At 55.3% G+C, this 21,512-nt stretch carries 23 protein-coding genes and 1 other annotated feature; of the genes, 8 read left to right on the top strand and 15 right to left on the bottom strand.

Annotated features, from left to right (window positions below; all coding sequences use genetic code 11):
* The first annotated feature begins 12 nt into the window (after nt 1-12).
* The 7 genes from B4M48_RS11755 to wzzB all read left to right on the top strand — a co-directional run bounded on the left by B4M48_RS11755 (nt 13) and on the right by wzzB (nt 7,588).
* The gene (locus tag B4M48_RS11755; protein ID WP_283340826.1) at nt 13-1,056 is read left to right on the top strand and encodes a polysaccharide biosynthesis protein; all 1,044 of its coding nucleotides are present in this window, start codon (nt 13-15) and stop codon (nt 1,054-1,056) included.
* 3 nt (nt 1,057-1,059) lie between these two features.
* A complete protein-coding gene (gene wbjC / locus B4M48_RS11750; RefSeq protein ID WP_288656773.1) occupies nt 1,060-2,187 on the top strand; it encodes a UDP-2-acetamido-2,6-beta-L-arabino-hexul-4-ose reductase in 1,128 nt (375 codons plus the stop codon).
* A gap of 8 nt (nt 2,188-2,195) precedes the next feature.
* Nucleotides 2,196-3,326, top strand: coding sequence for a non-hydrolyzing UDP-N-acetylglucosamine 2-epimerase (wecB, locus tag B4M48_RS11745; protein ID WP_283340824.1), 1,131 nt, complete (start codon nt 2,196-2,198; stop codon nt 3,324-3,326).
* A complete protein-coding gene (locus B4M48_RS11740; protein ID WP_288656771.1) occupies nt 3,326-4,540 on the top strand; it encodes a glycosyltransferase family 4 protein in 1,215 nt (404 codons plus the stop codon). Before wecB ends, B4M48_RS11740 begins: the two co-directional genes overlap by 1 nt.
* Nucleotides 4,527-4,940 carry a WbuC family cupin fold metalloprotein gene (locus tag B4M48_RS11735; protein WP_283340822.1) on the top strand — a complete coding sequence of 138 codons (414 nt, stop codon included), beginning with the start codon at nt 4,527-4,529 and terminating at the stop codon, nt 4,938-4,940. The genes B4M48_RS11740 and B4M48_RS11735 overlap by 14 nt, the downstream gene beginning before the upstream one ends.
* 162 nt (nt 4,941-5,102) lie before the next feature.
* A complete protein-coding gene (gndA, locus tag B4M48_RS11730; RefSeq protein ID WP_039385340.1) occupies nt 5,103-6,512 on the top strand; it encodes an NADP-dependent phosphogluconate dehydrogenase in 1,410 nt (469 codons plus the stop codon).
* A 68-nt stretch (nt 6,513-6,580) separates the two neighbouring features.
* Nucleotides 6,581-7,588 (top strand): LPS O-antigen chain length determinant protein WzzB, encoded by a 1,008-nt coding sequence (gene wzzB, locus B4M48_RS11725; protein WP_283340821.1) that lies wholly within the window; start codon nt 6,581-6,583, stop codon nt 7,586-7,588.
* A gap of 39 nt (nt 7,589-7,627) precedes the next feature.
* Here wzzB and B4M48_RS11720 read toward each other — a convergent pair whose 3' ends face one another.
* The 14 genes from B4M48_RS11720 to hisL all read right to left on the bottom strand — a co-directional run bounded on the left by B4M48_RS11720 (nt 7,628) and on the right by hisL (nt 19,183).
* Entirely contained in the window at nt 7,628-8,743 is a 1,116-nt protein-coding gene (locus tag B4M48_RS11720) for a succinylglutamate desuccinylase/aspartoacylase family protein (protein ID WP_039385336.1), read from the bottom strand.
* A 111-nt stretch (nt 8,744-8,854) separates the two neighbouring features.
* Entirely contained in the window at nt 8,855-9,652 is a 798-nt protein-coding gene (locus tag B4M48_RS11715; protein ID WP_039385333.1) for an ABC transporter substrate-binding protein, read from the bottom strand.
* Nucleotides 9,653-9,716: 64 nt separating this feature from the next.
* Nucleotides 9,717-10,193, bottom strand: coding sequence for a YbaK/prolyl-tRNA synthetase associated domain-containing protein (locus tag B4M48_RS11710; RefSeq protein WP_288656766.1), 477 nt, complete (start codon nt 10,191-10,193; stop codon nt 9,717-9,719).
* Nucleotides 10,180-10,515 carry a helix-turn-helix domain-containing protein gene (locus B4M48_RS11705; protein WP_039385326.1) on the bottom strand — a complete coding sequence of 112 codons (336 nt, stop codon included), beginning with the start codon at nt 10,513-10,515 and terminating at the stop codon, nt 10,180-10,182. Before B4M48_RS11705 ends, B4M48_RS11710 begins: the two co-directional genes overlap by 14 nt.
* Nucleotides 10,512-11,828: a type II toxin-antitoxin system HipA family toxin gene (locus B4M48_RS11700; RefSeq protein ID WP_039385322.1), complete on the bottom strand. Its 1,317-nt coding sequence runs from the start codon at nt 11,826-11,828 to the stop codon at nt 10,512-10,514. The genes B4M48_RS11705 and B4M48_RS11700 overlap by 4 nt, the downstream gene beginning before the upstream one ends.
* Nucleotides 11,829-11,946: 118 nt before the next feature.
* Complete coding sequence (gene hisIE / locus B4M48_RS11695) at nt 11,947-12,558, bottom strand: bifunctional phosphoribosyl-AMP cyclohydrolase/phosphoribosyl-ATP diphosphatase HisIE (protein WP_071667989.1); 612 nt, start codon at nt 12,556-12,558, stop codon at nt 11,947-11,949.
* Nucleotides 12,552-13,328, bottom strand: a complete 777-nt coding sequence (gene hisF, locus B4M48_RS11690; RefSeq protein ID WP_039385316.1) for an imidazole glycerol phosphate synthase subunit HisF — start codon at nt 13,326-13,328, stop codon at nt 12,552-12,554. The genes hisIE and hisF overlap by 7 nt, the downstream gene beginning before the upstream one ends.
* Complete coding sequence (gene hisA, locus B4M48_RS11685) at nt 13,310-14,047, bottom strand: 1-(5-phosphoribosyl)-5-[(5-phosphoribosylamino)methylideneamino]imidazole-4-carboxamide isomerase (RefSeq protein ID WP_039385314.1); 738 nt, start codon at nt 14,045-14,047, stop codon at nt 13,310-13,312. The genes hisF and hisA overlap by 19 nt, the downstream gene beginning before the upstream one ends.
* Nucleotides 14,047-14,637 (bottom strand): imidazole glycerol phosphate synthase subunit HisH, encoded by a 591-nt coding sequence (hisH, locus tag B4M48_RS11680; RefSeq protein WP_039385312.1) that lies wholly within the window; start codon nt 14,635-14,637, stop codon nt 14,047-14,049. The genes hisA and hisH overlap by 1 nt, the downstream gene beginning before the upstream one ends.
* Nucleotides 14,637-15,704 (bottom strand): bifunctional histidinol-phosphatase/imidazoleglycerol-phosphate dehydratase HisB, encoded by a 1,068-nt coding sequence (gene hisB / locus B4M48_RS11675; protein ID WP_039385309.1) that lies wholly within the window; start codon nt 15,702-15,704, stop codon nt 14,637-14,639. The genes hisH and hisB overlap by 1 nt, the downstream gene beginning before the upstream one ends.
* Nucleotides 15,701-16,777, bottom strand: a complete 1,077-nt coding sequence (hisC, locus tag B4M48_RS11670; RefSeq protein WP_288656762.1) for a histidinol-phosphate transaminase — start codon at nt 16,775-16,777, stop codon at nt 15,701-15,703. Before hisC ends, hisB begins: the two co-directional genes overlap by 4 nt.
* Nucleotides 16,774-18,081, bottom strand: a complete 1,308-nt coding sequence (gene hisD, locus B4M48_RS11665) for a histidinol dehydrogenase (RefSeq protein ID WP_288656760.1) — start codon at nt 18,079-18,081, stop codon at nt 16,774-16,776. Before hisD ends, hisC begins: the two co-directional genes overlap by 4 nt.
* Nucleotides 18,082-18,084: 3 nt before the next feature.
* Nucleotides 18,085-18,984, bottom strand: a complete 900-nt coding sequence (hisG, locus tag B4M48_RS11660) for an ATP phosphoribosyltransferase (RefSeq protein ID WP_039385304.1) — start codon at nt 18,982-18,984, stop codon at nt 18,085-18,087.
* A gap of 54 nt (nt 18,985-19,038) precedes the next feature.
* Nucleotides 19,039-19,160 (bottom strand) — a sequence feature (His leader region).
* The gene (hisL, locus tag B4M48_RS11655; RefSeq protein WP_100396937.1) at nt 19,136-19,183 is read right to left on the bottom strand and encodes a his operon leader peptide; all 48 of its coding nucleotides are present in this window, start codon (nt 19,181-19,183) and stop codon (nt 19,136-19,138) included. It overlaps the preceding feature by 25 nt.
* Before the next feature lie 181 nt (nt 19,184-19,364).
* Between hisL and B4M48_RS11650 the strand changes: the two genes are divergently transcribed.
* Nucleotides 19,365-20,192 (top strand): SDR family oxidoreductase, encoded by an 828-nt coding sequence (locus B4M48_RS11650; RefSeq protein WP_039385302.1) that lies wholly within the window; start codon nt 19,365-19,367, stop codon nt 20,190-20,192.
* Nucleotides 20,193-20,225: 33 nt separating this feature from the next.
* Here B4M48_RS11650 and B4M48_RS11645 read toward each other — a convergent pair whose 3' ends face one another.
* Nucleotides 20,226-21,503 (bottom strand): NAD(P)/FAD-dependent oxidoreductase, encoded by a 1,278-nt coding sequence (locus B4M48_RS11645; RefSeq protein ID WP_039385296.1) that lies wholly within the window; start codon nt 21,501-21,503, stop codon nt 20,226-20,228.
* Nucleotides 21,504-21,512: the final 9 nt, after the last annotated feature.

Raw genomic sequence — 21,512 nt, 5'->3', positions numbered from 1 at the left:
CAGGAGATAATAATGTTTAAAGATAAAACCCTTCTTATTACCGGCGGTACAGGTTCATTCGGAAATGCAGTATTAAAGCGTTTTCTTGATACTGATATCGGCGAAATTCGCATTTTTAGTCGCGATGAAAAGAAGCAAGATGATATGCGCAAAAAATATAACAGCGCTAAGCTCAAGTTTTATCTTGGAGATGTACGCGATGAAAACAGCATTGCCGCTGCAATGCGTGGGGTTGATTACGTATTCCACGCCGCGGCGTTAAAACAGGTACCTTCCTGTGAGTTTCATCCTATGCAGGCAGTGCGCACCAACGTTCTTGGTACTGAAAATGTACTGAACTGTGCTATCGCCGCAGGCGTAAAACGTGTCGTTTGCCTCAGCACAGATAAAGCAGTTTACCCAATCAACGCGATGGGCATCAGTAAAGCGATGATGGAAAAGGTTATGGTTGCGGCCAGTCGTAATCTCGAAGGTACTGGCACCGTTATCTGTGGCACCCGCTATGGTAACGTAATGGCATCACGCGGTTCTGTTATTCCGCTATTTGTTCAGCAGGTACAGCAGGGCAAAACCATTACTATTACTGAGCCCAGCATGACGCGTTTTATGATGACCCTTGCGGATGCGGTTGATCTTGTGCTGTATGCATTCGAACATGGTAATAACGGTGATATTTTCGTCCAGAAAGCGCCGGCAGCTACTGTTGACACCCTCACCCAGGCAATCCTGAAAGTGATGAATAAGCCTGAGCATCAGATCAGCGTCATCGGTTCCCGTCACGGTGAAAAGCTGTATGAATCTCTGCTCAGCAAAGAAGAACGTGCCTGCGCTGAAGATATGGGGGATTACTTCCGCGTTCCCGCTGATACACGCGATTTGAATTATGCAAAATTTGTTGAAGAGGGCGAAAAGAAATTAACTGATGCGCTGTGTGGAGAGGAGTATAACTCACATAATACTGAGCGTCTTGATGTTGAAGGTATGATACGCCTGCTGATGAAACTTGAATTTATGCATAAAATCGCTAAAGGCGAGCATGCGGATCCGGAGGAATAAGCAGTGAATGTCCTGATTACAGGTTCTGAAGGTTTTATCGGCAAAAATCTCAATTTATATCTTAAGCGATTCCCTGATATAACCGTTCATACGTTCAACCGCAAGCAAGATGAGCATGAGCTATCAGCCCTGTTACAGGATATGGATTTTGTGTTTCATCTGGCGGGCGTTAATCGTCCGCAAAATCCTGCTGATTTCACTACTGATAACATCGGTCTTACCGAAGTTATTTATCAGGCAATTGCTGAAGTCATAAAAAAAACGGGTCGTAAAATTCCGGTTTTGTTTAGTTCATCTATCCATGCTCAGGCAGAAACTGACTATGGCCGCTCTAAGCGTGCCGCAGAAGATCGACTTGCTTCTTTGTTCGATGAATTTAACAATCCGGTTTATATTTGCAGATTGCCCGGAGTGTTTGGAAAGTGGGCCAGGCCAAATTATAATTCTGTCGTAGCAACATTTTGCCACAATATTGCTAATGAAAAGCCAGTGCAGGTAGATGACCCGGAAAAAGCGATCAGGCTGGTTTATATCGATGATGTTATGGCATCTTTTGTCAGGGTTATGGATGGTAACATTAATGACGCAAGCAGCTCTGTTTTCCTGGAAGTAAAACCTGAATTTAACATCAGGTTAGGTGATATTATCAGCGCATTGGAAAATTTTAAACATAGCCGGCAAAGCCTGGTCAACGAACGGGTAGGTACTGGTTTTACCAGAGCATTGTACTCTACCTATATTAGCTATCTGCCGGTCAATCAGTTTTCCTACCCCATAAAGTCACATTCTGACAGCCGCGGAACATTTGTTGAAGCATTCAAAAGTCATGATTCTGGACAGGTTTCTTACTTTACTGCTCACCCGGGCATTACGCGCGGCGGTCACTATCATCACACCAAAACTGAAAAGTTTCTGGTGCTAAGCGGTAAAGCCCGATTTAAGTTCCGGCACATGATAACTGATGAATATCATGAAGTGATTACCAGTGATGCTGAGCCGGTCATCATTGAGACTATCCCCGGCTGGGCACATGACGTCACAAATATTGGCAGCGAAATCCTGATCGCCATGGTCTGGGCTAATGAAATCTTTGATCCTGAACAGCCTGATACTTTCTCATCGCCTTTATAAAGATCATTATGAAAAAACTTAAAATTGTTTCAGTTGTAGGAACGCGTCCGGAAATTATCCGCCTGTCGCGCGTGCTGGATAAACTTGACCAGTATTGTGAGCATATTCTGGTTCACACCGGTCAGAACTACGATTATGAGCTTAACGAAGTCTTTTTTAACGACCTCAATGTACGTAAGCCGGACTTCTTTCTGGATGCTGCAGGAAAAAATGCGGCAGAAACGATTGGTCAGGTGATTATCAAGATTGACCAGGTATTTGCCGAAGTACAGCCGGAAGCGATGCTGGTTTTAGGAGATACCAACTCCTGCATCTCTGCTATCGCGGCTAAACGTCGTAAAATCCCTATTTTCCATATGGAAGCGGGCAACCGCTGCTTTGATCAGCGGGTACCTGAAGAAACCAACCGCCGCATCGTTGACCATACCGCAGATGTCAATCTCACCTACAGTGATATTGCGCGTGAGTATCTGCTGGCTGAAGGCCTGCCGGCAGATCGGGTGATCAAAACCGGTAGTCCGATGTATGAAGTTTTAACGCACTATATGCCGCAGATTGATGGCTCTGATGTGCTTGAGCGTCTGCAGCTTCAGGCTAATCAGTTCTTTGTCATCAGTGCGCACCGGGAAGAGAACGTCGATTCGCCGAAGCAGCTGGCTAAGCTGGCGGATATTCTGAATACCATTGCTGAGAAGTATCAGCTGCCGGTTATCGTCTCTACGCACCCGCGTACCCGTAACCGTATAGAAGCCAACGGCATTGTGTTCCACGAAAAAATCCAGCTGCTGAAACCTCTCGGATTCCACGATTATAACCACCTGCAGAAACATGCCCGTGCCGTGCTTTCTGACAGCGGAACCATCACTGAAGAGTCCTCAATCATGAACTTCCCGGCGCTGAATATTCGCGAAGCGCATGAACGTCCGGAAGGGTTTGAAGAAGCTTCGGTCATGATGACAGGTCTGGAGCGCGATCGTGTGCTGCAGGCGCTTGCCGTGCTTGAGACTCAGCCGCGCGGCGAAGAGCGTTTGCTGCGTCAGGTCTATGACTACAGCATGCCAAACGTTTCAGACAAAGTAGTCCGGATTATTCATTCCTACACTGACTACATCAAACGGGTTGTCTGGAAAGAGTACTGATGAAATTTGCTTTTATAATTGACGATTACCTTCCGCACAGTACCCGCGTCGGTGCAAAGATGTTTCATGAGCTGGCGCAGGAGTTCATTCAGCGTGGTCATAGCGTTACGGTTATTACCCCGGATGCAAATCTGCAGCACGCGTTGCAGGAGGATATGTTAGAGGGCGTTACCGTCTGGCGTTTCAGAACGGGTCCAATCAAAGATGTCAGTCATATTCAGCGGGCTATTAACGAAAGCCTGCTGTCAGTGCGTGCGTGGAGAGCGGTACGTCATAAGATAAAAGCAAACTCATTTGATGGCATTGTTTATTATTCGCCCTCTGTCTTTTGGGGGCATTTAGTCAGAAAGATCAAACAGCGTTGTGCATGCAAATCCTACCTGATTCTGCGTGACTTTTTTCCACAGTGGGCGATTGATGCGGGCATGATTAAGCAGGGCTCGCTGACCGAAAAGTATTTTCGCTATTTTGAGAAAAGCCTTTACGATGAAGCCAGCGATATAGGCCTGATGTCGGAAAACAACCTCAGGCTGTTTATGCAGCGTAATCCGCAAAGAAGGGCCGGAGTGCTACGCAACTGGGCCAGTATTGAACCCGCTTATGCTGGGGGCAGTGACTATGCTTCAATTGTCAAAGCGTCCGGCCTGCAGGACAAAACGGTGTTTTTCTACGGCGGTAACATTGGTCATGCGCAGGATATGGCGAACCTGATGCGGCTGGTCAAGAGCATGCAGGCTTTTCCACAGGCGCATTTTCTGTTTGTCGGGCAGGGTGATGAAGTCACTCTGATTAACAAACTCGCTCAGGAATGGGCGTTGACAAACTTCACCTATTTGCCGTCGGTGGATCAGAAAACGTTTAAACATCTGCTGACCGAAGTTGATGTCGGTCTGTTTTCTCTGGCAGCAAACCATACCTCACATAATTTCCCGGGAAAACTGCTGGGTTACATGGTGCAAAGTATCCCTATCCTCGGTAGCGTCAACAAAGGTAACGATCTGGCCGATATCGTTAATGCTAACAAAGCCGGAACGATTTTCATCAACGGTGAAGATGAGCGTCTGCTGCAGGCGGCAATAAACTTTACGCAGGATGAGACATTGAGAAAAGAGATGGGCGCGGCTGCTTATCAGCTGCTGCTGGATCAATTTTCAGTGGACGCTGCCGCAGGTCAGATTGAAAACGCGTTTGGGGTGAATAATGAGGGTTATTGATAAGGCCGTTACCGAGCAGCTCTATCGGGATGCAGAGCTGTCAGTGCGCAAACGCGCGCATCTTCTTATGCATGCTTCCCACGATGACAAAGTTCAGCGTCTGCTGATTGGTTTAGTCAGCGGAAGCTTCGTTGAGCCTCACTACCACGAGCTTTCGCATCAGTGGGAGCTGTTCACGGTGCTGGAAGGGGAGCTGGATATCCGGCTTTATGATGCACAGGGTGCTGTGGTACGTCAGTTTGTTGCAGGGCCGCGCTCGGGTATCACGCTGGTTGAATTCAATCCTGGTGATATTCATAGCGTGGAATGCCTTTCAGAACGCGCCCTGATGCTTGAGGTCAAAGAAGGACCGTTTGACCCTGCGTTTGCGAAAGCCTCTCCGGCATGGGCAGATAACTAAGCCATTCATTTTTTGGGTTATCTGATTTCATGCCTGACATTTACGCAAATGAGCCGGGTGAAGCATCTTAGGCTATCTAAATCTGAGATGAGTGAGTTAACATCGAAGTACTTTTGTGCTGCTAATCACATCAGCAGTAAATACATCTGACAGGAGTATGTAATGTCTAAGCAACAGATCGGCGTAGTAGGGATGGCAGTAATGGGCCGTAACCTGGCTCTCAACATCGAAAGCCGTGGTTACACCGTTTCTATCTTCAACCGCTCACGCGAAAAGACCGATGAAGTCATTGCTGAGAATCCGGGTAAAAAACTTGCTCCGTTTTACACCGTAGAAGAGTTTGTTGAGTCACTGGAAAAACCGCGCCGTATTCTGCTGATGGTGCAGGCGGGTGAAGCGACAGATAAAACCATTGCATCGCTGACGCCGCATCTGGATAAAGGCGACATTCTGATTGATGGCGGTAACACCTTCTATAAAGACACAATCCGTCGTAATCAGGAGCTCAGCGAGCAGGGCTTTAACTTCATCGGTACCGGCGTCTCCGGCGGTGAAGAGGGCGCGCTGAAAGGTCCTTCTATCATGCCTGGCGGTCAGAAAGAAGCGTATGAGCTGGTTGCCCCTATCTTCGATAAGATTGCTGCCCGTGCAGAAGATGGCGACGCCTGCGTGGCGTACATCGGCCCGAACGGCGCGGGTCACTATGTGAAGATGGTTCATAACGGTATCGAATATGGCGATATGCAGCTGATTGCTGAAGCCTATGCGCTGCTGAAAGGTGCGCTGGGTCTGAGCAATGAAGAGCTGGCTGAAACCTTCACCGACTGGAACAACGGCGAGCTGAGCAGCTACCTGATCGACATCACCAAAGATATCTTCACCAAGAAAGATGAAGAGGGTAACTACCTGGTTGATGTGATCCTGGATGAAGCGGCAAACAAAGGCACCGGTAAGTGGACCAGTCAGAGCTCGCTGGATCTGGGTGAGCCGCTGTCGCTGATCACTGAATCTGTATTTGCCCGCTACCTCTCTTCACTGAAAACGCAGCGCGTTGCTGCCTCTAAAGTCCTGAGCGGTCCACAGGCGCAGGCAGTAAGCGGTGATAAAGCGGAGTTCGTTGAGAAAGTGCGTCGCGCACTCTACCTGGGCAAAATTGTCTCCTATGCGCAGGGCTTCTCACAGCTGCGTGCGGCATCAGAGCAGTACAGCTGGGATCTGCAGTATGGTGAAATCGCGAAAATTTTCCGTGCCGGCTGCATCATTCGTGCACAGTTCCTGCAGAAAATTACTGACGCCTATGCTGCCGATGCCAATATCGCCAACCTGCTGTTAGCGCCATACTTCAAAGATATCGCTGACCAGTATCAGCAGGCGCTGCGCGATGTGGTGGCTTATGCAGTACAGAACGGCATCCCGACCCCGACCTTCTCCGCAGCTATCGCGTACTATGACAGCTACCGTTCAGCGGTGCTGCCTGCTAACCTGATTCAGGCGCAGCGCGACTACTTTGGTGCGCATACCTACAAGCGTACCGATAAAGAAGGTGTATTCCACACCGAGTGGTTAGAGTAACTGTCCTTAACACCTCCCGTCCGGGAGGTGTTTTTTTATGCTGATAATGATTGGCGAGTAATGAATTTATGAATGCAAACAATAAGCCCGGACTGAATAACGATCCGGGCGTTCTGGCTTCAAACAATAATGATGAAATAGATTTGCTCGACATAATTGTCCAGCTGTGGAAAGGCAAATGGATAATTATTGTGACGATGGTAGTGACGATGTTGTTAAGCATTGTCTATTTAAGCGTGGCGAAGGAAAAATGGACGTCTGAGGCCATTGTTACGCAGCCTTCAGCGGGACAGGTTGCCAGCTATAACGCCACGCTGAGCGTGCTTTATGCGCAAAACATCCAGGAAAAACCGTCAGTTACCGATCTGCAAAACCAGCTGTTTGGCCGCTTTAGCGCCTCAATGAATGCGCTCGCTGGCGCCCTGGCAAATCAGGAACAGCCTGAAACATTAAAAATCAGTCAGGTGAATAAAGGCAGTAATGATGCGCTGACTATCTCTTTTGTCGCGCAGAGCGCAAAAGAAGCGCAGGCGCAGCTGAAAAAGTATCTTACGACTGTCAATAATGAAGTCGTCAGCGATTATGGTCAGGATCTAAAACATAGCCTGGGCGTAAAAGCCAAAGAGCTGAAAGAAATTCTGGATGCGCACAAGCAGATCGCCATTAACAAAAAACAGCATCGTCTTGATGTGATTAATCAGGCGCTGAAGGTGGCGGAAGCGGCCGGCCTCGCAAAATCACAGCTGAGTCAGGCAGAGTATCTCTCTGATGACACGCTCTATCTGCTGGGCAGTGAACCGTTACGGGCGATGGTAACCAATGAAGCGACCAAGCCGCTCGATTTTGATGATGACTATTACAGTGCCGAGCGCGCGCTGCTCTCTATTACGCACGTCACCATCAAGGCAGACAACCTGCAGTCGTTCCGCTATATCGCTGAAGCTGACCTGCCGATTCGCCGCGACAGTCCGAAAAAGACCCTTACCGTATTGTTAGCCCTGATCCTGGGCGGCGTACTGGGTTCGGCTATCGTGATTGGCCGCAGCATCGTCAGCAACTACCGCAGTCGTCACTAAAATAAAAAAACCGGCCCCTGAGCCGGTTTTTTTATGCCGTCACATCACCAGCAGCTCACCGCTGCGTCCCGCACTTTCCCCCGCCAGCCGCACCGCCAGCATTCCGGACGTGACAAATTTGGTCAGGTTTCTGGCGTAGAGCACGCCGCCATACTCAGCAACCAGCGGCGTAATGTGGTCGCTGACCGGATCAATCACTTCTGCCACCACTTCCCCCGGTTTAATCCACTCACCCAGCTTACGCCGGTTCAGCAGCAGGCCGGAGTAGGGCGCATGAATATATTCACAGCCCGCCAGCGGCGTGGGCGGATGGCGCAGGGCAGGAGAGACGCCCGGATCGCCGCTGATATAGCCGCTTTCGGTGAGCGCATTAATGATTGCATCGGCATCTTTTTCCGCCTGTTCCGCAGAGACATCGGCGACGCCGCGCAGCTCCAGCGTCACCGGCAGCAGACCGCGCGGCATCGGGTAGTCATCGCCAAAGCGTTTTGCCAGCGTCAGCCAGGGTTCGCAGCACGCTTCGTCGAACGGCTCACCGCCGGAAATCTGCGCCAGCAGCTGCACCTCACTGCCGAGCCAGCGCGCCAGCGGTTCCACTTCAGACCAGGCGTGAGGCGTTGTATAGAGATGCGGCAGCGCATCCCAGTCGCAGTGCAGATCAATCATCAGATCGGCCTGACTTGCCATACGCATCAGGGTATAGCGCTGCGACTCCAGCTCGGTTCTGGCTATCTGATCGCGGTAGTAAAGGTCGATGGCATCGCGGATCAGGCGTCTGTTTTCATATTCACTCTGCGTCAAAGACCCCGCCAGTTCAGCGGCCAGCTTCTCACCCAGCGCCGGAAAGCGCCGGTTAAAATCCTGGCCAGAGAGAGTATGAAAACGCCCCAGATGCGTGCCGTGCCAGTGCTGACCCAGCGCCAGCGGATTGGCTACCGGGACCAGCGTGATTTTCGCTTTCAGCTTGCCGGCGGACTCCAGCGCCAGCAGCTTCTGTTTAAGATACCAGGCAACCGCCATACCCGGCAGCTCATCGCCATGCAGGGCGGCCTGAATATAGACGCGCTTTTGCGAGTCGGTACCGAAATGAAAGCTGACTATCTCTCGCTGGGTGCCCAGCGAGGCGCTCAGTAATGGATGATGTTGTTGTTGCATAGGGCGGCCGGTGTCCTGTTTCTGAGGCTGCAGTAGCGCGCATGCCTGTTAAGGTGACTGAACAGAGTATAGTTCCGTTAAAAAAGCGGCGGCAAACGCGCCGCCGGAGATTCACGGCTGGACAGAGATATCTGTCGCGAAGTAGCGCTTCTGGATAGTGTCAAATGTGCCGTTTTTCTTCAGCTCATCAAACGCGCCGTTGAGCGCCGCTTTGAGTTCAGTGTCGCCTTTACGCAGGCCGATAGCGGTGCCAGGGCCAATCAGCGGGTCCTGCACAATCGGGCCGGCCAGCGCAAAATCTTTCCCCTGTGGATGTTTCAGAAAACCGATAGCCGCCTGCGCAGCGTCGGTAAACACCGCGTCCAGACGGCCGGAGATGAGGTCGCTTTCTACCTGTGCCTGGTCGCCATACGGCACCACATTGACGCCGTGCGGCTGCCATTTAGCGCGCGCATAACGCTCCTGCACCGTACCCTGTTCCACGCCCACGCTTTTGCCCTTCAGCGACTCTGCGGTCGGCAGCAGGCCGGAGCCTTTACGCGCTATCAGCTGCACGTGCGTGTCATACATCGGTTCGGTAAAGTCGATCTGCTTCAGGCGCTCTTCGGTCACGCCCATATCGGAGAGGATAGCGTCAAACTTGCGCGCCTTCAGCGCCGGGATCATGCCGTCAAACTGGCTTTCCACCCAGACGCATTTGGCCTGCATCTGCGCGCACAGCGCGTTGCCCAGATCGATATCAAAACCCACCAGCTTGCCCTGCGGGGTTTTGGACTCAAACGGCGGATAGGTCGGATCAACCGCGAAACGCACCTGATCAATCTTTGCCTGCGCGCCAAAAGCGCAGCCAGCCAGCAGCGCCAGCGCTGCGGTATTGCGCAGACGCGCGGTAAAACGGGAGTGTGCCATAAACGGGTTCTTCTGTTGTAAAAGCGGGTATTCCGAGAGTACCCCCCGCGGTGGCGGATGGCAATTAGAGGATTATTTTCATCACGTTACCATTATGCAGCCGCTGGTAATCGTTAATATTCATCACTACGGATCTCTCCAGCACTCTGGCATTAAACGCGATTTCGCCATAGCGTTCAAACAACAGCGGATCGACTACCAGCCGTAAATCTTCATGAAAGCTAAACGGTGGAATCGCCCCAAATACACAGGCGGTCAGGGCATCCACTTCTGCCGGGGAGGCCAGCGAGGCACGACGTCCACCCACCGCAGCCGCCACTTTACTCAGGTCCGCCTGCCGATCGGCCGGCAGCACCGCCAGTACATATTGCTTGATACCGTTACCTTTGACATGGCACACCAGCGCTTTCGCACCCTGGCCCACCTCTGTACCTCGCAAAGCCGCCACTGCTTCACACTTCCCGTTCGCTGCATGCTCCAGCAGGCGATATTGAGCGCCGTGCTGGTCGAGCAGGGCGATAAGTTTTTCATGGGTGGTCATGGGATGCGCCCTGTTGAGCCAGCAGCGCAATCAGCGTTTGCCGCATGTGAGATTGTTGTGGCAACAAACCCATTTCCAGCCCCAGCGGCCTGAAAGCGCGATTCAGCACATTCAGGGTTACGCTCTCTTTATCCTGTTCGATATCTGACAGGGTACGCCGGCTGATGCCAGCCAGCGCCGCATAGCGATCCTGTGAAAATCCCAGCACCTGTTTGCGGAGTTGCATAAGTAACTTGCCGTGGCTGGCTTTTTCTTCAATCGACTGACGTAATAACGCCAGGAATAACGCTTCACGTTCAAACGGCGTCATGGTTTTCATCATAATTTCCACCCTGCGATGCGCTCATCCAGAAAATTGAAGCCAACGCCGGGCATTTCGAGAATTGACGCAGGCACACCGCGTTGCGCCAGGCGCACCTTAAGACCAGTCAGCTTTTTCGCTAGTATACGTAGCGCCTCCAGTAACCTTTTCTCAGAGACCAGATAGTTCAGACGTTGTGCAATCAGATGCCAGTTGTAATGACCGCCTTCTTCATACGGTGAGCCCCATTGTGTAGTACGAACCACACCTTCAGGATCGGCTTTCATGGGCGCAAAGTCGTAAACGGGGGCAAGCCACATACCGCTGGGTTTTTTCAAAATAGCACTGTTACGGCCATGATTATCGGAGTTGCCAAAGGCAATGTTCAGCATGTCGCGTTTAACCCATTCAATAACCAGTAATTCGCGTTCTGCCTCTGCCAAATTCAACTTTTCTATCAGACAGTGAATGATGTCGAAATGGTTGAGATAGCTTCCCGGCGCTTTTTGCATCAGTGAGTAAACGGATTCCAGTCCATACAGGACTTTTCTGTTTTCAACGAACGCTATATCAAATCGTGGTAGCCATAGCGATGGGTAACGTGTGCCTTCGCACAACAGCATTTGCCTGGTATCAATAGTGTCTATGCCCAGTGCCTGAAGTTCATGATAGAAGTGATACTCGGCGCGCAGAATATCGCAATCAATCGGGCTGCGAGCACCACGCGGATATTTAACGAGATAAGAGGTATCCTGATTCAAAGGATCGTCTTGCCAGGTATCTATCCACACTTCCTGTTGTGCATTCCGGCGTAACAATAATTTTGGCGCTTCCCCGCCTGCACCCGTTGCACCGCCGCTGGCCGCGCCCATCTGCTGTGCGTATTCAAGAAAATCACTGTCGCGCTCAATAGCCCATTCTGCGGAAAAACGCCGGGTTGGCAGAGTGCTATTCACAGGAAGCTGTGGCAGAGACTCTTTAATACGCAGATTACCCACGGGGGCGATGGTACCCGCTTTCAGTAATGCGTAATCCTGTTCACCTGCGGATTTGCCCTGCAGTCCCAGTTGGCTGATCCAATAACGACGGCTGGCACCGGCCGGAATAATATCATCCAGAAACCCAAACCAGGGCTGCGCAAAATGGCTACCGATTAGCATGACAGGATAATTCAGGCTACAACTGGCAATATCATTGCGCTCCAGGTGTTCTGCTGCATAGGTAAAGTCATAAGCCAGTAATGCTTCGCTGCCACGACCAAGCTGGGGGGCTTTAACATTGAGCATGGCAGCATCATGCCAGACTCCGTCAAGGCAAAGTTGTAAGGTCAGCATAACCAGCCCTCTTTGAGCAATATATTGCTCAATATTAGCTGGATTTGCTTTTTTTGAGAAGAATGCTGCTCAAAATAATTCCTGGTTACTAATTTTGAGCAGCATGTTGCACAATTGGTTACTTATGACGGACGCGCAAATTGTTAACGATCGCGCTTAAATCCAGATCCTGGTCCTGCAACAGTACCATCAGGTGATAGAGCAGGTCGGAGGCTTCGTTGGTCAGTTCATGACGATCGTTCACCGTGGCCGCCAGCGCGGTCTCCACGCCCTCTTCGCCAACCTTCTGCGCAATACGCTTGGTGCCGCTGGCGTAGAGGCTGGCGGTATAGGAGCTGGCGGGATCGGCATCTTTCCGCGACGCCAGCAGCTGCTCCAGTTGATAGAGGAACGTCCACTCCGGGGCGGCAGGCGAGAAGCAGCTGGAGGTGCCAAGATGGCACGTCGGTCCGATGGGGTTCGCCAGCACCAGCAGCGTATCGTTATCACAGTCTGGCGTAATGCTCACCACTTGCAGAAAGTGGCCGGAGGATTCGCCTTTGGTCCAGAGCCGCTCTTTGGTGCGCGAGAAAAAAGTGACGTTGCCTTCCGCCAGCGTTTTTTCCAGCGCCGCCTCATTCATATAACCGTGCATCAGCACTTCGCCGGAGACGTTATGCTGCACGATAACGGGCATCATGCCCGCAGTTTTGACCCAGTCCAGGCGGGCCAGTTGGTCTGCTGTTAACACGCGCGAATCTCCACACCGTTGTCGATCAGAAAGTTTTTCAGCTCACTGATATTAATAATCTGCTTATGAAACACCGACGCCGCCAGGGCACCATCAACGTTTGCCTGCGTAAAGGCGTCAAGGAAGTGCGGCATGGTGCCGGCACCGCCGGACGCGATTAGCGGCACGCTGCACACTTCGCGGACCTTCTGCAGCTGAACCAGATCGTAGCCGTTACGTACGCCATCCTGATTCATCATATTCAGCACGATCTCGCCCGCGCCGAGCTTCTGCACTTCCCGCACCCAGTCAAGGGTTTCCCACTGCGTTACCCGGGTACGCGCTTCATCACCGGTATACTGGTTAACGTGATATTTACCGCTCGCCTCATCAAACCAGGTATCGATACCCACTACTATGCACTGCACGCCAAAACGGTCGGCGAGACGGGTGATCAGCGTCGGATCGGCCAGCGCCGGGGAGTTGACAGATATTTTGTCAGCGCCAAACTGCAGAATGCGCGCGGCATCCTCCTCGCTTCTGATGCCGCCCGCGACGCAGAACGGAATGTCGATCACTTCCGCTACGCGTGAAACCCAGCTTTTGTCGACCACGCGGCCATCAGATGAGGCGGTGATGTCATAAAACACCAGCTCGTCGGCCCCTTCCTGCGCGTAGCGCTGCGCCAGCGGCACAATGTCGCCGATGATTTCGTGATTGCGGAACTGCACGCCTTTTACAACCTGTCCGTCACGCACGTCCAGACAGGGGATTATCCGTTTTGCCAGCATGAAATCGCCTCCGCTACCGTAAATTTATCTTCCAGCAGGGCACGACCGACGATCACACCCTGCGCACCGCTGCCGCGCAGCGCGGCGATATCCGCCAGCGAGCCGATGCCGCCGGAACTCTGAAAGGCGATGTCCGGAAAAGCAGCAGACACCTCTTTATAGAGCGCTACGTTAGAGCCGCTCAGCGTGCCGTCGCGTGAAATGTCAGTGCAGAGCACATGCTTCAGGCCCACCGGCTGATACCAGCTAATCACCTCTTCCAGCGTAACGCCCGCCGCTTCCTGCCAGCCGCTGATCGCCACTTCTTTACGGTTAGCCGCGTCGATGCGCACATCCAGCGCCAGCACGATGGCGTCGGCACCGAATTCGCTGAACCAGCTTTTCACTTCTTCTGGCTGTTTGACTGCCGTTGAGCCGACCACCACGCGCGTGGCCCCGGCGGCAAGCAGGGCGGCCACATCATCACGCTGGCGAATGCCGCCGCCAACCTGCACCGGTACGCTGACGCCGCGCAGCAGCGTGGTCAGCAGCGGGATCTGGCGCTTAGCCGGATCTTTTGCACCGGTCAAATCCACCAGGTGCAGCACACCGGCGCCCTGGCGTTCATACTCCTGCAGGCGCGGCAGCGGATCGCTGCCGTAGTCGCGCTGCTGACCGTAGTCACCCTGATGCAGGCGCACCACCTTGCCATCAATCAAATCTAACGCGGGGATAATCATTACATCTCCAGAAAGTTTTTCAGCAGCTGCGCGCCCGCTTTGCCGGAGCGCTCGGGGTGAAACTGCACGCCAAAGAAGTTATCTTTCTGCAGTGCGGCGGTAAAAGGCAGGCCGTAGTCACACTGCGCAATCGTGGCGGCGTTAACCGGCATCGCGTAGCTGTGCACAAAGTAGAAGTAGCTGCCATCCGGAATATCGCGGAACAGATGGTGTCCCGCTTTGGCGGTGATCTGATTCCAGCCCATGTGCGGCAGCGGCAGGCCCTGCGTATCCATCAGCGCCACCGGCTCATCAACGATACCCAGCGTGCTGATGCCGCCATTCTCATCGCTGCCGCGTCCCAGCAACTGCATACCGAGGCAGATCCCCAGCACCGGCTGCGTACAGGCTTTGATCAGATCAATCAGCTCGCGCTCTGCCAGCTGGTTCATCGCCGCCTGTGCGGTGCCGACGCCCGGCAGCAGCAGTTTATCGGCGCGCAGTACCACATCGGCATCGCGGCTCACTTCAGGCGTATAGCCGAGGCGCTCAATCGCCCATCTGACCGACGAGAGGTTGGCGCAGCCGGTGTCGAGAATGACCACGTTCATCACAGCACTCCTTTTGAGCTCGGCAGGGTATTCCCCTCGACGCGGATCGCCTGGCGCAGCGTGCGGCCAAAGGCTTTGAACAAACTCTCCACGCGGTGGTGATCGTTACGGCCTTTGGTTTTCAGGTGCAGCGTGCTCATCATGGCGTAGGAGAGCGAGCGGAAGAAGTGCTCGACCATCTCAGTGCTGAGATCGCCTACGCGCTGGTAGCTGAACTCCGCTTTGTATTCAAGATGCGGCCGGCCGGAGATATCGAGCGCGCAGCGCGCCAGACACTCATCCATCGGCAGCACAAAGCCGAAACGGCCAATGCCGCGCTTGTCGCCCAGCGCCCTGAGCAGCGCTTCGCCCAGCGCCAGGCCGGTATCCTCCACCGTGTGGTGATCGTCAATATAGAGGTCGCCTTTGACGTCGATATTCATGCGAAAGCCGCCGTGTACCGCGATCTGGTCCAGCATGTGGTCAAAAAAGCCGACGCCGGTGTTGATTTTGCTGCCGCCTTCACGGTCGAGCCACACTTCCACTTTGATCTGCGTCTCTTTGGTGTTGCGGTTGACCAGCGCATAGCGGTCGCGTTTGGTGAGCTGCGCCTGAATGGAGGCCCAGCTCTCGCCTTCGGCGCCGTAGCGCAGGCCCTGAATGCCCATGTTTTCCGCCAGCTGCAGATCGGTCTGACGGTCGCCAATCACATAGCTGCTGGTTTTATCCAGCGCGCCCTCTGCCAGCCACGCCTCAACCAGCCGGGTTTTGGGTTTACGGCAGTCGCAGTTATCGGCGGGCAGGTGAGGGCAGATCAGCACATCGCTGAAGTTGATTCCCTGCGAGGTAAAGATCTGCATCATCAGCGTATGCGGCGCATCGAAATCGGCCTGCGGGAAGCTTTCGGTACCCAGACCATCCTGATTGGTGATCATCACCAGCTGGTAGCCCGCTTCCTGCAGCGCCAGCAGCGCGGGGATCACATCTTTCTCCAGCGCCAGCTTATCCAGGCGATCTACCTGAAAGTCAGACGGCGGCTCGGCAATCAGCGTGCCGTCACGGTCAATAAAAAGGATCTTCTGGCTCATGCTTGCTCCACGGAAAAGGCTTGCAGCGCGGCGATCAGGCGCTCGCACTCGGTTCGGGTACCAATTGAGATGCGCAGGCATCCGGTAAGACCGGGATTTTTGTTCTGGTCACGCAGAATAATGCCCCGATCCCACAGCGATTTAAACACGGCTGGCGAGTCGGTGAAGCGCGCGAGAATGTAGTTGGTCTCGCTCGGAAACACCTGCTCCACCACGGGCAGCTGCGGAAGCTGTTCATACAGCCATGCGCGGTTCGCGTTGAGTTCAGCGACATGCTGACGCATCAGCGCAATGCCCGCCTCGCTCAGCGCCTGCGCCGCAACGTCAGCGACCGGCGTGGCAAGCGGATAAGGTGCGATCACCTTCATCAGCAGATCGATAACCGGCTTGTTAGCCAGGGTGAAACCGCAGCGCAGACCCGCCAGCGCGAACGCCTTTGAGAGCGTGCGCAGGATCACCAGATGCGGATACGCCTGCAGCCACGCCGCAAGCGTTGCGGCCGGGCAGAACTCAATATACGCCTCGTCTGCTACCACCAGCGCTTTACCGGCGGTCATGTCCAGCAGCGCCCGGATATCATCCTGATTGATCAGGTTACCGGTCGGATTGTTCGGGCTGCAGAGGTAAACCACTTTTACGCCATCGAGCTTACCGGCAATGGCCGGCAGGTTAAGCTGCCAGTTGTCCAGCGCCGGCACGGTACGGTACTCAATACCGATGGTTTCGGCGCTGACGCTGTACATACCATATGTCGGCGGACAGAACAGAATGGCATCTTTGCCCGGCTCGCAGAACGCGCGCATCAGCAACTCGATGCCCTCATCAGCGCCGCGGCTGACCAGAACCTGCTCCGGGGTTAAACCGGCGTAGGCGGCATAGCGCTCAATCACCAGCCGCGGCTGGCACTCCGGATAGCGATTCAGCGTCTGCTGTGACAGCTCAAACGGCACCGGCAGCGGAAATTCGTTAGCGTTCAGCCAGACATCCCCGTTGCCACCCAGGCGACGCGCTGACTGGTAGGGCGTCAGGGCGCGGACGTTAGCACGCGCTAACGCTTCAATTTCAGTGCTCATGCTTGCTCCTTCAGGGCGGCAACGCGCAGGGTAACGGCGTTTTTGTGCGCATCAAGCTGCTCGGCGGCGGCCAGGGTTTCAATGGTGGCGGCCAGGTTCATAAAGCCCTGCGGTGTCAGTTCCTGCACCGTCATCCGCTTCTGGAAATCTGCCAGTCCGAGGCTGGAACTGGTGGCGGTATAGCCATAGGTTGGCAGGACGTGGTTAGTGCCCGAGGCGTAGTCACCGGCAGATTCCGGTGACCAGTCGCCGAGAAATACCGAACCGGCACTGGTGATAGCATCGACCAGATCGCGCGGCTGGCGCGTCTGAATGATCAGGTGCTCCGGACCATACTGGTTTGAAATCGCCACGCACTGCGCCAGATCCTGCGCCACGATCAGGCGGCTGCTCGCCAGCGCCTGACGCGCGGTGGCGGCGCGCGGCAGTGCGGCCAGCTGCGCCTCAACGGCCTGTGCCACCTCTTCGGCCAGCCTCTGCGACGGCGTCAGCAGGATCACCTGAGAGTCAGGACCGTGTTCCGCCTGCGACAGCAGGTCAGAGGCGACAAATGCGGGCGTCGCCTCTTCATCTGCGATCACCAGCACTTCAGAGGGGCCGGCAGGCATATCGATAGCCGCGCCGTCGAGCCGCTGGCTGACCTGACGCTTCGCCTCCGTCACCCAGGCGTTGCCCGGGCCAAAGATTTTGTCCACTTTCGGCACCGATTCGGTGCCGAAAGCCAGTGCAGCAATCGCCTGCGCGCCGCCGACCTGAAACACCTCCTGCACGCCGCACAGCTGTGCGGCATAGAGAATTTCATCGGCAACCGGTGGCGGCGAGCAGAGCACTACGCGGCCGCAGCCAGCAATGCGCGCCGGCGTTGCCAGCATCAGCACGGTGGAAAAGAGAGGCGCAGAGCCGCCCGGAATATAGAGGCCTACCGACTGCACCGGCCGCGTAATCTGCTGACAGCGCACGCCGGGCTGCGTTTCGACATCCACCGCGGCCAGAATCTGGGCGTTGTGGAAGGTCTCAATATTGCGCACGGCAACCGCCATCGCCTGTTTAAGCTCGTCGCTCAGGCGTGCGCTGGCGGCCTGCATCTCTGCCGCAGAGACGCGCAGCTGGCTGACCTGCGCCTTATCAAACTGCGCGCTGAAGTCGCGCAGTGCCGCGTCGCCGCGCGATTTCACTTCCGCCAGCACGTTCTGCACGGTGGCGCTGACGGTGGCAGAAGCGGCAATGGCCGGACGCTGCAGCAGCGCCTGCTGCTGTGCGGCGTCGCACTGCTGCCAGCTGATTGGGGTCATCAGGGTGCTCATCGGTTACTCCAGCATTTTTTCAATCGGCAGCACCAGGATCGAGCTGGCGCCCAGCGCTTTCAGTTTTTCCATGGTTTCCCAGAACAGCGTCTCGCTGCTGACCATGTGCATCGCCACGCGGCTCACTTCGCCCGCCAGCGGCAGCACGGTAGGGCGCTCGGCGCCAGGCAGCAGGGCGATAACCTCTTCCAGCCGCTCGCTCGGCGCGTGCAGCATGATATATTTTGATTCGCGCGCTTTGATCACGCCCTGGATGCGCGTCATCATGGTGTCGACCAGCGCCTGCTTGGCAGCCGGCAGCTCGCCGTCGCGCTGGATCAGTACCGCTTTGGAGCGGTAGATCACCTCGACCTCACGCAGGCCGTTGGCCTCCAGCGTGGCGCCGGTAGAGACCAGATCGCAGATCGCATCAGCCAGGCCTGCGCGCGGCGCGACTTCTACTGAACCATTCAGCAGGCAGGATTTAAACGGGATACCCTGTTTGTCGAGATACTGTTTCAGCAGATGTGGATAGGAGGTGGCGATACGGGCGTTGTTCAGGCACTGCGGACCGGTATAGTCGGCATCTACCGGCATCGCCAGCGACAGGCGGCAGCCGCCGAAATCCAGACGACGCAGCGTAAAGTAGCGCGGATCCTCACCCTGCGAGCGGCGGGTCAGCAGCTCCTCTTCCAGCACGTTCTCACCGACAATGCCGAGATCGACCACGCCATCCATCACCAGACCGGGAATATCGTCATCGCGCACGCGCAGGATATCGATAGGCATGTTCTCCGCAAACGCAATCAGACGCTGCTGCTGAAGGTTGATTTTGATGCCGCAGCGCGCCAGCAGTTCGCGTGATTCATCACTTAAACGGCCAGATTTCTGCATAGCTATGCGTAAACGGGTGTTATCTAACATGGTTCCTGTCCTCTTATTTGATCCTGTCTGAACGTGTTGCGTTTGCGTTCGCCCATAAAAAAACCCCCGGAAGATGATCTTCCGGGGGCTCTCTTTGCGCTCGCACCACTGGAAGATCCTGAACGTCTCCCAGCACACATCGCCTGAAAGACTAGTCAGGGTGATGGTGGTGATGATGGTTGAACTGAACGCGTGTCATAATAAATTCCGTTGCTGAATGAGTATTCATTTGCGTGCTGATTAACCTAGCGAAGATGGCGCGGCTTGGCAACCCTTTTTTAACGTCAGTTTACGGAACCTTCCGCAACACTTTGCGCTGGTTTGCCGGGCGGCGCCGCTCTAAGATGAGATAACGATGGCGCGCAACAGCAGGAGCAGAGATGAAACGAGTCGCGATTACGGGTCTGGGCTGGCTGGGGATGCCGCTGGCAATGGCGCTGACGGCGCGGGGCTGGGAAGTGACCGGCACAAAAACCACGCCGGATGGCGTTGAAGCCGCGCGGCGCTGCGGCATTGAGGCGTATCAGCTGAAACTGACGCCGGAAATTGAGTGTGATGCTGACGAACTTGAGGCGCTGATGCAGGTGGATGCGCTGGTGGTTACGCTGCCGGCCAGCCGCACCGTGCAGGGGGCTGACGCCTATATGCAGGCGGTACAAAACGTGGTGGACACGGCGCTGGCAAGCCGGGTGCCGCGCATTATTTTCACCAGCTCCACCTCGGTCTACGGCGCAGGTGAGGGGATCATGAAAGAGCAGAGCGCGCTCCAGCCGGAGACAGTGGCCGGCAAAACACTGGTCGAGCTGGAGCACTGGCTGCACGGCCTGCCGGGCACCAGCGTGGATATTCTGCGGCTCGCCGGTCTGGTGGGGCCGGATCGCCATCCTGGTCGCTTTCTGGCCGGGAAAACCGGGCTGGAACAGGGCAGTCACGGCGTGAACCTGGTGCATCTGGATGATGTGGTAGAGGCGATTATGCTGCTGCTGCAGCGGCCAAAAGGCGGGCACACCTACAACCTCTGCGCGCCGCATCATCCGTCGCGGGATACGTTTTACCCTGACGTGACAAAGAAGCTGGGCCTGGTGCCGCCCACGTTCAGTGCGCAGTCCGGCCGCCCGACCGGCAAACTGATTGATGGCACAAAAATCTGCGATGAGCTCGGCTTTGAGTATCGCTACCCCGATCCGGCACGCATGCCGCTGGCATAAACCCGGCGGGAGATCTGCGTCTCCCGCTGCGGCTCAGACGCCCAGCCGATCGCGCAGCGCATACCATACGGCGCCCATTGCCGTCAGAGGAACTTTAAACCGGCGTCCGCCAGGGAATGGCAGATGCGGCAGCCGGGCAAAGGCATCAAACCGCTCCGCCTGACCGCGCAGCACCTCGGCAATCAGCCTGCCGGCGAGATGCGTGCAGGTTACGCCATGGCCGCTGTCGCCCTGCATAAAATAGGCGTTCCGCTCCAGCTGACCAAACTGCGGCATCCGCGACAGCGTCAGCAGAAAATTACCGCTCCAGCGGTGGCTGATTTTGATATTGCGCAGCTGCGGAAATGTGCGCTGCAGCTTGGGCAGGATCAGAGCGTCAATGTCAGCTGGTTCGCGCGCGCCATATACCACGCCTCCGCCATACAGCAGACGGTTATCCGCGGTAAGACGAAAGTAATCGAGCAGATAGTTACAATCTTCCACGCAGTAGTTGTTAGGCAGCAGCCCGAGCGCCTGGTCGCGGCTCAGCGGTTCAGTGGTCACAATCTGCGAGCCGCACGGCATGCTTTTGCGGCTCAGGCGCGGCTCCAGCTGCGCCGGCAGATAGGCGTTGCCGGCAAAGATCACAAAGGTAGCATGCACCTCCCCGTGCGCGGTGGTAATGCGGTGCGGTGCGCCGTAGTGCACGGCGAGGGCGGCGGAGTGTTCATAAATACGCCCGCCGTGGCGGCGGATCGCCTCCGCTTCTCCCAGCGCCAGGTTCAGCGGATGCAGATGCGCACCGCGCTTATCCAGCAGACCGCCGACATAGCGATCGGTAGCGATTTCCCGCCGGATGCCGCGCTCATCCAGCAGCTCCAGGCTCTGATTGCCGTAGCGCGCCCAGCTCGCCTGCTGACGATGCAGGTGGCCCATCTGCCGCGGGTTGAGGGCAGCGAAAATACCGCCCGGCCGGTAGTCGCAGCTGATGGCGTAGCGATCGATACGGTCGCGGATAATATCGGCACCCTCAAACATCATGCTGCCGAGCATCGCGGCGGTTTCTTTACCGTAGCGCTGCTCGATCACATCCACGTCGCGGCTATAGGAATTAACCACCTGACCGCCGTTACGTCCGCTGGCACCAAAGCCGATGGTGGCCGCCTCCAGCACGACCACGTCGTAGCCCGCTTCGGTCAGAAACAGCGCCGAGGAGAGACCGGTAAAGCCGCCGCCGATAATACAGACGTCGCACTGAATACTCTCCTGCAGCGCAGGCCAGGGGGCGTGCGGATTAGCGCTGGCTGCGTAATAGCTCTCCACATGGTGCATCACATTCTC

The sequence above is a fragment of the Pantoea sp. UBA6567 genome (genome assembly GCF_002434165.1).
GTDB classification, from domain to species: Bacteria; Pseudomonadota; Gammaproteobacteria; order Enterobacterales; family Enterobacteriaceae; genus Pantoea; species Pantoea eucrina.
The sequence above is the reverse complement of the archived record's forward strand: the minus strand, read 5'-3'. Positions and strand labels throughout refer to the sequence as shown.